The sequence below is a fragment of the Cellulosimicrobium cellulans genome (genome assembly GCF_001722485.1).
Classification (GTDB): domain Bacteria; phylum Actinomycetota; class Actinomycetes; order Actinomycetales; family Cellulomonadaceae; genus Cellulosimicrobium; species Cellulosimicrobium cellulans_A.
This window is the reverse complement of the sequence record NZ_LWGL01000103.1, coordinates 1-11,699: the sequence shown is the minus strand read 5'-3', so window position 1 is coordinate 11,699 and position 11,699 is coordinate 1. Positions and strand designations below refer to the sequence as shown.

General features: G+C 74.7%; 8 protein-coding genes. 5 read left to right on the top strand and 3 right to left on the bottom strand.

The features are described from left to right. The 5 genes from JZ5iCDA_RS11740 to JZ5iCDA_RS11720 all read left to right on the top strand — a co-directional run. Positions 1-1,556: carboxyl transferase domain-containing protein (locus JZ5iCDA_RS11740; protein WP_069387343.1), on the top strand; the 1,556-nt coding region annotated here is incomplete at its 5' end. Positions 1,557-1,561: 5 nt separating this feature from the next. Further along, on the top strand, positions 1,562-3,925 hold the full coding sequence (locus JZ5iCDA_RS17985) for a biotin carboxylase N-terminal domain-containing protein (protein WP_083259946.1): 2,364 nt from the start codon (positions 1,562-1,564) through the stop codon (positions 3,923-3,925). Between the two features lie 68 nt (positions 3,926-3,993). Continuing rightward, a complete protein-coding gene (locus JZ5iCDA_RS11730; RefSeq protein WP_069387342.1) occupies positions 3,994-5,169 on the top strand; it encodes an acyl-CoA dehydrogenase family protein in 1,176 nt (391 codons plus the stop codon). Positions 5,170-5,309: 140 nt separating this feature from the next. After that, positions 5,310-5,855, top strand: a complete 546-nt coding sequence (locus JZ5iCDA_RS11725) for a MaoC family dehydratase (protein WP_069387341.1) — start codon at positions 5,310-5,312, stop codon at positions 5,853-5,855. A 41-nt stretch (positions 5,856-5,896) separates the two neighbouring features. After that, positions 5,897-6,730 carry an HpcH/HpaI aldolase/citrate lyase family protein gene (locus JZ5iCDA_RS11720; protein WP_139123084.1) on the top strand — a complete coding sequence of 278 codons (834 nt, stop codon included), beginning with the start codon at positions 5,897-5,899 and terminating at the stop codon, positions 6,728-6,730. 25 nt (positions 6,731-6,755) lie between these two features. On the opposite strand, the gene pntB is transcribed toward JZ5iCDA_RS11720, so the two are convergent. The 3 genes from pntB to JZ5iCDA_RS11705 all read right to left on the bottom strand — a co-directional run. After that, positions 6,756-8,177, bottom strand: a complete 1,422-nt coding sequence (gene pntB, locus JZ5iCDA_RS11715; RefSeq protein WP_069387340.1) for a Re/Si-specific NAD(P)(+) transhydrogenase subunit beta — start codon at positions 8,175-8,177, stop codon at positions 6,756-6,758. Then, positions 8,174-9,790 (bottom strand): Re/Si-specific NAD(P)(+) transhydrogenase subunit alpha, encoded by a 1,617-nt coding sequence (locus tag JZ5iCDA_RS11710; RefSeq protein ID WP_069387339.1) that lies wholly within the window; start codon positions 9,788-9,790, stop codon positions 8,174-8,176. Before JZ5iCDA_RS11710 ends, pntB begins: the two co-directional genes overlap by 4 nt. Before the next feature lie 163 nt (positions 9,791-9,953). Further along, a partial coding sequence (locus JZ5iCDA_RS11705; protein WP_139123082.1) for a flippase-like domain-containing protein occupies positions 9,954-11,699 on the bottom strand: 1,746 nt, incomplete at its 5' end.

Genomic DNA, 11,699 nt, shown 5'->3' with positions numbered 1-11,699 from the left:
CGGCGACCTCCGCGCGCGGCGGCCCGGCGTCGGCGCGCGACCGGCACGTGGCGCGCGGCAAGCTCTTGCCGCGCGACCGCGTCGACCGCCTGCTCGACGAGGGCAGCCCGTTCCTCGAGATCGCGCCGCTCGCCGGCGACGGCGTGGACGACGGCGCGTGGCCGGCCGCGGGCGTCGTCGCCGGGATCGGCCTGGTGAGCGGGCGGCAGGTCATGGTCGTGTGCAACGACGCGACCGTGAAGGGCGGCACGTACCACCCGCTCACGGTGAAGAAGCACCTGCGCGCGCAGGAGATCGCGCTCGAGAACCGGCTGCCGTGCGTCTACCTCGTCGACTCCGGTGGCGCGTTCCTGCCGCGGCAGGCCGAGGTCTTCCCGGACCGGGACCACTTCGGGCGGATCTTCTACCACCAGGCGCAGCTGTCCGCGGCAGGGATCCCGCAGATCTCGGCCGTGCTCGGGTCGTGCACCGCGGGCGGCGCGTACGTGCCGGCGATGAGCGACGAGACCGTCATCGTGCGCGACCAGGGCACGATCTTCCTCGGCGGGCCGCCGCTCGTGAAGGCCGCGATCGGCGAGGTCGTGACGGCCGAGGAGCTCGGCGGCGGCGACCTGCACGCACGGCGCAGCGGCGTCGTCGACCACCTCGCCGAGGACGACGACGACGCGCTCGACACCGTGCGCCGCATCGTCGCGACCCTCCCGCCCGACCCTGATCCCGCGTGGGACGTCGCGCCGAGCGAGCCGCCCACCGTCGGCGCCGACGACCCGGGCGGCCCCGGAGCCGGCCTGTACAGCGCTGTGCCCACCGACGTACAAGCTCCGTACGACCCGCGCGAGATCGTCGCCCGGCTGGTGGATGGCAGCCGGTTCCACGAGTTCAAGCGCGAGTACGGCGACACCCTCGTCACCGGCTTCGCGCGCATCCACGGGCATCCCGTGGGGATCCTCGCGAACCAGGGCGTGCTGTTCGGCGCGTCGGCGCTCAAGGGGGCGCACTTCGTCGAGCTGTGCGACCAGCGCGGCGTCCCGCTCCTGTTCCTGCAGAACATCTCCGGGTTCATGGTCGGCACCGACGCCGAGGCGGGCGGCATCGCGAAGGACGGCGCGAAGATGGTCACGGCCGTCGCGACGACGCGCGTCCCCAAGCTCACCGTGATCGTCGGCGGGTCGTTCGGCGCGGGGAACTACTCCATGTGCGGGCGCGCGTACTCGCCGCGGTTCCTGTGGTCGTGGCCCGCGAGCCGCATCTCCGTCATGGGCGGACCGCAGGCCGCGTCCGTGCTGTCCACCGTCAAGCGCGACCAGCTCACCGCACGCGGCGAGGCCTGGGACCCCGCCGAGGAGGCCGCGTTCGCCGACGGCATCCGCGCCGACTACGACGAGCACGGCAACCCCTACTACGCCACGGCCCGCCTCTGGGACGACGGCGTGATCGACCCCGCCGACACGCGCCGCGTGCTCGGCCTCGCCCTCGGCGTGTGCGCGCGCACGCCCCTGGTTCCCCTCGGCGTAGCCGAGCAGAGCACAGCCCGGTTCGGGCTCTTCCGGATGTGAGGCCCGTGTTCTCCACCGTCCTGGTCGCCAACCGCGGCGAGATCGCGTGCCGCGTGATCGGCACCCTGCGCCGCCTCGGCGTCCGGTCCGTCGCCGTGTTCTCCGACGCCGACGCCGGAGCGCGCCACGTGCGCGAGGCCGACGTCGCGGTGCGGCTCGGTCCCGCCCCCGCGACGCGGTCGTACCTGGACGTCGACGCCGTGGTCGCGGCCGCCGTCGCGTCCGGCGCCGAGGCCGTCCACCCCGGCTACGGCTTCCTCTCCGAGAACCCCGCGCTCGCGACGGCGTGCGCACGAGCCGGGATCACGTTCGTCGGGCCGGGGGTCGAGGCTCTCGAGGCGATGGCCGACAAGCTCGCCGCCAAGCGCCTCGTCGCCGCCCGTGGTGTTCCCGTCGTGCCGGGAGCGGGGGAGCCCGGGATGCCCGACGACGCGCTCGTCGCCGCCGCGGGCGACGTCGGCTACCCGCTGCTCGTCAAGCCGTCCGCCGGCGGCGGGGGCAAGGGCATGGTCGTCGTGCGGTCCGCGGACGAGCTGCCGGCAGCGCTCGCCTCCGCCCGGCGCGTCGCGGCGGCGTCCTTCGGCGACGACACGCTCCTGCTCGAACGGCTCGTCGAGCGGCCCCGGCACGTCGAGGTCCAGGTGCTCGCCGACACCCACGGGAACGTCGTCCACCTCGGCGAACGCGAGTGCTCGCTCCAGCGGCGCCACCAGAAGGTCGTCGAGGAGGCGCCGTCACCACTGCTCGACGCCGCCGGGCGCGCGCGGATGGGCGAGGCGGCGTGCGAGGTCGCGCGCTCCGTCGGGTACGTCGGCGCCGGCACCGTCGAGTTCCTCGTGCCCGACGCCACGCCCGACGAGTTCTACTTCATCGAGATGAACACGCGCCTCCAGGTCGAGCACCCCGTCACCGAGATGGTCACCGGCCTCGACCTCGTCGAGCTCCAGCTCCACGTCGCCGCCGGCGAGCCGCTGCCGCTCGCGCAGGACGACGTCGCGCTGCACGGCCACGCCGTCGAGGCACGCGTCTACGCCGAGGCGCCCGAGCGCGGGTTCCTGCCCTCCACCGGGACCGTCCTCGCGTACGACGACGCCGACGTCCGCGCCGGACCCGACGCCGCCCCGCTGCGGCTCGACTCCGGGATCACGCGCGGATCCGTCGTCGGCGGGCACTACGACCCCCTGCTCGCCAAGGCCGTCGCGTGGGCCCCGACGCGCGAACAGGCTCTCGAGCGGCTCGACGCGATGCTCGGGCGGACGGTCGTGCTCGGCGTCGAGACGAACGTCGGGTTCCTGCGGTCGTTGCTCGCCGACGGAGACGTCCGAGCGGGGCGGCTCGACACCGGGTTGATCGACCGGCTGGTGCAGTTCGGCGAGGAACGGGGGAGGGGGCGCGCCGTCTCCCATCCGCGCCCTCGTTCCTCGGGCGCTCCCGCCAGACCCGACCACGACGGCGCGCCCCCTCCCCCGCACCTCGCCTCCGAGGTCAGGTCGCCTTCCGCTGACGACGGTGTCGCCGACGGGCGTCCTGGTTCGGTGGGCCCGTCGGCCGGGGATCTGGTCGCGGCGGCGCTGTATGTCGTTGCGCGGTCCGCCGAGCACGGGGTCGGCCACCGTTCTGGGGCGGAGACGGTGGGTAGGTCCGTGGTCGGTGGTGCGGGGGAGGGGGGTCCGTGGCGGGCCGGGGACGGGTGGCGGTTGAACGCGCCGGCGGCGGCGCGCGTCGTCGTGCTGCGGGACGTGAGCGGCCCGGGTGGTGACGAGCACGAGGTGCGGGTCGTCGGGACGGCGCGGGGCGCCGTCGTGCACGTCGCGGCGGACGGCGCTGCCGGGACAGGCGTGCCTGGTGCCGGTGGGACGGCGGCGCGCGGGGTCTCGGCGTCGCTCGAGCTCGATCCTGTGGACGACGACGCGTGGTGGCTCACGGTCGACGGTGTGCGCGAGCGCGTGCGGCTCGCGTGGCAGCCCGCTGTGGACGGCGAGCCCGCGGTCGTGTGGCTCCATCGCGACGGGCGGGCCCTCGCGCTCGCGGCGCCCGACCGGTCGGAGCGGGCGGCGCGCCGCCGGGCCGAGCGCCGTCGGAATGCCGGGGGAGCGGCAGGGCCTGCCGACCCCGAGGTGCGGGCCGCGATGCCGGGGACTGTCGTCACGACCGCGGCCGACGGCGAGCCGGTCACCGCCGGTGCTGTCCTCGTCACCGTCGAGGCGATGAAGATGGAGCACCCTGTCGTCGCGCCGCACGACGGCGTCGCGCGCGTGACCGTGCGACCGGGCGACCTCGTGCGCCGCGACCAGGTCGTCGCCGTCGTCGAACCGCACTCCTCCGCCGCGCCGCAGACCGCCGAGATAGAGACCACCACGCCGGGATAGAGGGGATCCGCCACTACCTCGGCGGGAAACCCTCTACCTCGGCGGACTCCGAGACCCCAAGGAGCACCATGATCGAGGTCGACACCCTGCTCACCGACGAGCAGGCCAAGCTGTACCAGGTCGTGCGGGACTTCGCCGACGGCGTCGTCGCGCCCGCCGCCTACCGCTACGACACCGAGCGACGGTTGCCGATGGAGATCATCGCGCAGATGGGCGAGCTGGGGCTGTTCGGCCTGCCGTTCCCGCGCGACGTCGGCGGGCAGGGCAAGGACTACGTGTCCCTGTGCCTCGCCGTCGAGGCGCTGGCGCGCGCCGACCAGTCCATCGCGGTGACGCTCGAGGCGGGCGTCGGCCTCGGCATCGTGCCGATCTACCGGCACGGCACGCGCGAGCAGCAGGAGCGGTGGCTGCCCGACCTCCTCGCCGGTCGGGCGCTCGCGGCGTTCGGACTGACGGAGGCGCAGTCGGGCTCCGACGCGGGCGGGACCCGGACGACGGCGCGGCTCGAGCGCGGCGAGTGGGTGATCGACGGCAGCAAGCAGTTCATCACGAACTCCGGCACGCCGATCACGAGCCTCGTGACGATCACGGCGGTCACGGGGGAGCGGGCCGGGCCCGACGGCACGCCGCACAAGGAGCTGTCGAGCATCATCGTCCCCGCGGGCACGCCGGGGCTCGAGGTCGGGCCGCCGTACGACAAGGTCGGCTGGCACACCTCGGACACCCACCCGCTCACGCTCACCGACGTCCGCGTGCCGGAGGGCAACCTGCTCGGCGAGCGCGGCCGCGGGTACGCGAACTTCCTGCGCGCGCTCGACGAGGGCCGCATCGCGTTCGCCGCGCTCGCGACGGGTGCCGCGCAGGGCTGCCTCGAGGAGGCGGTGCGGTACGCGCGCGAGCGCGTCGTGTTCGGCCGGTCGATCGGCGAGAACCAGCACGTCGCGTTCACGCTCGCCCGCATGCAGGCGCGCGTCCACACCGCGCGGCTCGCCTGGTACGACGCCGCTCAGAAGCTCGTGCACGGCAAGCCGTTCAAGGCCGAGGCGTCGGTCGCGAAGCTCGTCGGCGGCGAGGCCGCGATGGCGAACGCGCGCGACGCGTCGCAGATCTTCGGCGGCTACGGCTACCTCAACGAGAACCCGGTCGCGCGGCACTACCGTGACGCGAAGGTGCTCGAGGTCGGCGAGGGCACGACCGAGGTGCAGCTCATGATCATCGCGAGGAGCCTGGGCCTGGAGGCGTAACCCCGCGGCTCCTGTGGCCGCGGGTTCCCGCCGAGCACGAGGTTGGTGTCGTTCTGGACGCCAGAACGGCACCGATCGCGTGCTCGACGGCGAGCAAGGTCGTGGTCGGCACGGCACGGAGGGTGAGGAGAGGACGCGGCATGCGCGAGGTGGTCCAGCGGGGCCTGTACTACGACGAGCTCGAGCCGGGCGTGGTGTACCGCCACCGCCCGGGACGCACGCTCACCGAGGCCGACGACGTCGTGTTCTCGACGCTCACGATGAACCACCAGGCGCTGCACCTCGACGCCGCGTGGGCCGCGACGCAGCCGTTCGGGCAGCGGCTCGTGAACTCGATGATGACGCTCTCGACCCTCGTCGGGCTGTCGGTCGGGCAGGTCACGCAGGGCACGATCGTCGCCAACCTCGGCTTCCGCGAGGTCGAGTTCCCCAAGCCCGTGTTCCACGGCGACACGCTGTACGCCGAGACCGAGGTGCTCGACAAGCGCCTCTCCGCGTCCCGGCCCGGACAGGGCGTCGTCACGCTCGAGCACCGGGGGCGCAACCAGGACGGCGTGCTCGTCGCCCGGGCCGTCCGCACCGCGCTGTTCTGGACGCGCGCCGCGCACGAGGCCGCGGTGCCCGACGGCGCGGGGTCGGACAGCGAACCCGTGCTTCGCGCCGGAGACAGGGAGGGCGCGTGGTGAGCGCCGACGTCGGGCACGTGTCCTTCCTCCTCGGCCCCGCGATGCTGTTCTGCCCCGGCGACCGCCCCGACCGCTTCGCCAAGGCCGCCGAGCGGGCCGACGCGGTGATCCTCGACCTCGAGGACGCCGTCGCGCCCGCGGCCAAGGCGGCCGCTCGGCGGGCCGTCGTCGACGCGTCCGCGACGCTCGACGCCGACCGGACCGTCGTGCGCGTCAACGCCGTCGGGACGCCGGAGCACGCGCTCGACGTCGCGGCGCTCGCGGACACGCGACTGCGTACCGTCATGGTCGCGAAGGCCGGCCCGGAGCTGCTGACGTCGCTGCCCGCGCTCGGCGCGACGCTCCCCGGGGTGCGCGTGATCGGGCTGTGCGAGACCGCCGCGGGTGTCCTCGCCGCGCCGGAGCTCGCGCGCCGCGACGAGGTCGTGGCGCTCATGTGGGGCGCGGAGGACCTCGTCGCGTCGCTCGGCGGGACGTCCAGCCGCCGCGCGGACGGGACCTATCGAGACGTCGCCCGGCACGCGCGCGCGAGCGTGCTCCTCGCGGCCGGCGCCGCCGGGAAGGCGGCCGTCGACGCCGTCCACGTCGACATCGCCGACCTCGACGGGCTGCGCGCCGAGGCGCAGGACGCCGCCGCGAGCGGCTTCGCGGCGACGGCGTGCATCCACCCGAGCCACGTTCCCGTGATCCGCGAGGCCTACGCCCCGACGCCCGAGCAGGTCGCCGACGCCCGCGCGCTGCTCGACGCCGCTGCGGCCAACCCGGGCGGAGCGGACACCGTGTTCACGTTCGACGGCCGCATGGTCGACGGCCCGGTGCTGCGCCACGCCGAGGCGGTGCTGCGCCGGGCGAGGAGCACCGTCCCGCGACCTTGACCGGCGAGGCCCGGAGGTGCCGCGCTCAGCCCACCCGGAGGCGCGCGACGATGTCCTCGACCCTCGCCTTGGCGTCGCCGAACAGCATCGAGGTGTTCTCGCGGAAGAACAGCGGGTTCTGCACGCCCGCGTACCCCGTGGCCATGGACCGCTTGAACACGACGACGTCGCGCGCCTCCCACACGTGGAGCACCGGCATGCCGGCGATGGGGGAGCCGGGGTCGTCGAGCGCGCCGGGGTTGACGGTGTCGTTGGCGCCGATGACGAGCACGACGTCAGTCCCTGCGAAGCGGTCGTTGACCTCGTCCATCTCGAACACGATGTCGTAGGGGACGCGCGCCTCGGCGAGCAGCACGTTCATGTGCCCGGGCAGGCGGCCGGCGACGGGGTGCACGCCGAACCGCACGTCGACGCCGCGCTCGCGCAGCAGCGACACGAGCTCCGCGACGGGGTACTGGGCCTTCGCGACGGCCATGCCGTACCCGGGCGTGATGACGACGCTGCGCGCGTCGGCGAGGAGGCGCGCGACGTCGTCGGCGCTCACCTCGCGGTGCTCACCCGCGGCGCCCTCGCCGGCGGGCGCCGTCGCGCCCTCCTCGGCGCCGAACCCGCCGAGGATGACGGACACGAACGAGCGGTTCATGGCCCGGCACATGATGTACGACAGGATCGCGCCGGAGGACCCGACGAGCGCGCCGGTGACGATGAGCAGGTCGTTGCTCAGCATGAAGCCGGCCGCGGCGGCGGCCCAGCCGGAGTACGAGTTGAGCATCGAGACGACGACGGGCATGTCGCCGCCGCCGATCGACGCGACGAGGTGCCAGCCGAGCGCGAGCGCGACCACGGTCATGACCAGCAGCGGCCACACGGACGGCGCGGCGACGAACCACCCCAGCAGCCCGACGCTCACGACGAGCGCCCCGAGGTTGAGCAGGTTCCGCCCGGGCAGCCGCAGCGGCGCGGACCGGGTGCGGCCCGAGAGCTTGAGGTACGCGACGACGGAGCCGGTGAACGTCACGGCACCGACGAGCACGCCGAGGTGCACCTCGACGAGGTGGGCGACGTCGTCGCCTCCGGCCGCGTGCGCGGTGAGCTGCGCGGCGAGGTACGAGTTGTAGCCCACGAGCACGGCCGCGAGCCCGACGAAGCTGTGCAGGATCGCGATGAGCTCGGGCATCTGCGTCATCTCGACGCGGCGCGCGCGCCACGTGCCGACGACCGCACCGACGAGCAGCACGACTGCGATGAGCAGCGCCGTCACGAGCACCGGCCGGGCGCTCGTCCCGAGTGCGAGCACGATCGTCGCGCCGAGCGCGAGGACCATCCCGGCGGCGCCGGCGAGGTTGCCGCGCCGCGCGGTCTCCTGCCTGGACAGGCCGGCGAGGCTGAGGACGAACAGCAGCGCGGCGAGGACGTAGACGGCCTGCGCGACGGACGTGGCGGTCACCGGGCCACCTCCGGGGAGTCCTTGCGGAACATGCGGATCATGCGGTTCGCGACGAGGAACCCGCCGAAGATGTTGATGCTCGCGACGGTCGCCGCGACGCACGCGAGCGTCGTGACGAGCCAGTCGTCGGACCCGATCTGCAGGAGCGCGCCGACGAGGATGATCCCGGAGATCGCGTTCGTCTGGGCCATGAGCGGCGTGTGCAGCGAGTGCGTGACGTGCGAGATGACGTAGTACCCGACGACGACGGCGAGCGCGAACACCGTCACGTGCCCGACGAGAGACGGCGGGGCGAACGACAGCCCGAGGGTGACGAGCACCGCGGCCAGCGCGGCACCGACGAGCCGCTGGCGCCCGCGGCGCTCGCGCTGCTCCGCCGTGTCGACGGCGGCCCGTTCGCCGCCTCCGGCGCCGCTGTCGGGGGCGTCACCGGGCGCGGTGCTCGGCAGCGCGCCGTCGTCCGGGGCTGCACCCGGTGGTGGTGCGGCGCTCACCGCGACCGGTGGCGGCGGCCAGAGCACGTCGCCGTCGCGCGTCACGGTCATGCCGCGCTGCACGGGGTCGGCCAGGTCCAGCACCACGCGGCCGTCGCGCCCCGGCGTGAGGAGCTCGAGCAGGTGCACGACGTTCGTCCCGAGGAGCTGCGACGTGTGCTGCGGGAGGCGCCCGGCGAGATCGGTCCACCCGAGGACGACGACACCGCCGTCGGTCACGACCCGCTCGCCCGGCACGGTGAGCGCGCAGTTGCCGCCGCCGGACGCGGCGAGGTCGACGACGACGCTCCCGGGCCGCATGCCAGCGACGGCCTCGGCGGTGAGGGTCCGTGGGGCGCGGCCGCGCACGAGCGCGGTGGTGATGACGACGTCCGCGTCGGCCGCCTCGCGCGCGTAGACGTCGAGCGCGTGCCGCTCCTGCTCGGGCGTGAGCGGCCGCGCGTACCCGTCGGCGTTCATCTGCTGCTGCGCCTCCGGCGCGCGCACGGCCGTCCCGCCCATGGACTCGATCTGCTCCGCCGCCTCGGTGCGCACGTCGAAGGCGCGCACCTGCGCCCCGAGGCTGGCAGCGGTCCCGACGGCGGCGAGACCGGCGACACCGCCGCCGATGACGAAGACCTTCGCGGGCGGCGTCTTGCCCGCGGCGGTGACCTGGCCGCCGAACATGCCGCCGTACTCCTGCGCGGCCTCGACGACGGCGCGGTACCCGGCGACGTTCGACAGCGTGCTCAGCACGTCGAGCGCCTGGGCGCGCGAGATGCGCGGGACGGCGTCGAGCGCGAGAGCGGTGACGCCGGCCGCCGCGAGACGCTCGACGAGCGCGGGCCGGCTGCCCGGGTAGAGCATCGCGACGAGCGTCGCGCCCGGGCGCAGGAGCGCGACCTGCGCGTCGGTCGGCGCGTTCACCGCGACGACGACGTCGCTGCCCCACACGGTCGCGGTGTCCGCCACCGCGGCACCGGCCTCGGCGTACGCCGCGTCGGGGAACGTGGCCCGCGACCCGGCGTCGTGCTCGACGACGACGTCGAAACCGAGCGTGCGCAGGCGCTCAACCGTCCGCGGCGTCGCGGCGACCAGCCGCTCGTCGTCCGCGGCCTCGCGGGGGACTCCGATCCTCACGTGCGGGCTCCTGACCTCGTCGGGCGGCGACCGCCCGCTCCGGCGGTCAGCCGGGCGGGTGCGCGGCGAGCCTATCCAGGCCCGGGGTCGTGTCGAGAGGGTCCGACGTCCCGGGCTCCGGCACGGTGGGCCTCGGCGCCCGAGGACCTCCGGCGCGCCGGACCTACAGGTCGCCCTTCTTCTGCAGGTAGCGCATCGCGGCCCAGCCGAACGGCACACGTCCCCAGTAGGTCGCGACGCGGAAGATGACCGCCACGGACGTGGCGAGCGCGGCGGGCACGCCCGCGGCCGTGAGGCCGACGATGAGCGCGGCCTCGATCGTGCCGAGACCACCGGGGGTCGGCACCGCGGCGCCGGCGGCGTTGCCGACGAGGTAGATGACGGCGACGTCGACGAGCGAGAGCTCCTGGCCGAACGCGGCGAGCGCGGCGTCGAACGCGAGGACGTACCCGAGCGTCATGACGACGTTGCCGCCGAGCCCGAGGGCGAGGCGTCCCGGCTGGCCGAGCATCTCCGACAGGCGGGGCCACACCTGCTGCACCGTCGGGCGGATCTTGGCCAGGGCCCACGTGCGGACCGCGGGGACGAGCAGCGTGGCGAGCACCGCGAGCGCGACGCCGCCGATGGCGAGGAGCACGGTCGTCGACGGCAGCTGGACGAGGCCGCCCTCGCCGGTGAACGTCGAGAGCACGACGAGGATGAGGATCGTCACGACGAACTGCGACACCTGGACGAGCCCGACCGTCGCGACGGCGACGGGCGTGGGCACGCCCCGCCGGGTGAGCATCCGCAGGTTGAGCGCGGCGGGGCCGATGCCGGCCGGCGCGGCGAGCGCGACGAACGACCCGGCGGCCTGCGTGAGCGTCGCGCGCGTCATCGGGATCTGCGCCGGGGAGAACGCGACGAGCGTGAGCGCGGCGCCCACCCAGGTGAGCATCCCGAGCAGGAACGACACGACCGCCCACCACGGGTTCGCCTCGGCGAGCGCCTCGGTGATCTGTTCGAAGTTGATCGTCGTGACGACGACGGTGACGGCGACGATCGTCAGCGTGATCGTGAGCACGGTCCGGGCGCCGAACCGCGTGATGCGCTGCGGCTCGACGTCCGCCTCGGGCAGCCGGTCGACGAGCGCGGCCCGCAGCTCCTTGAGGAGCTCCTTGTCCTGCCGCATCTCCTCGCGCGTGCTGGGCGGCAGCGCGACGGACTGCAGGAGAGGGCCGATCGCGGCGATGTCCTCGTCGGGCAGCACGTCCACGGCGGACTCGACCGCGCGCCGGGCGCCCACGCGCAGCGCGAGCAGGGCGACCATCTGCGCGAGGTCCATGCGGCGCGCGAGCTCGGAGGACGCGATATCGCCCTGCTCCCACCCGGTGAGCCAGACCTGCGGCGCGCCGGTCGCGGGCTCGCGCGAGACGAGCATGACGTCCGACGTCAGGGCGCGGTGCGCGATGCCCGCGTCGTGCGCCAGCGTGAGCTGGCGCCACGCCTCGTTGAGCACGTCGTCGGTGAGCTCGTCCGCGGGCAGGTCGCGCAGCGACACCGCGCCCGTGGCGTGCTCCTGGACGAGGACCATCGAGTCCGCGGACTCGGCGACGCCGAGCAGCCCGGGCGTGCAGACGCCGGCGGCGCGGGCGGCGTACGTCAGCAGGGCGGTGCGCTCGGCCGCGGCGCGGAGCGAGATCGCGGCGCGGCCCTCGATGCCGCGCAGGCGCAGGGACCGCCAGAGCCGGGCGAGGAAGCCGACGACCTGCCGGTCGCCGTCGAGCACCACGACGTCGCGCCGCTCGCCGGTCTCGTCGATCATCGCGTACACGCGGTTGTCGCCGGCGCGCGTGAGCGCGATCGCGGAGGGGGCCGACGGCGCGTCCTCGCCCGTGCGTCCCGGGGCGCCGTCGCGGCTCGGCGCGCC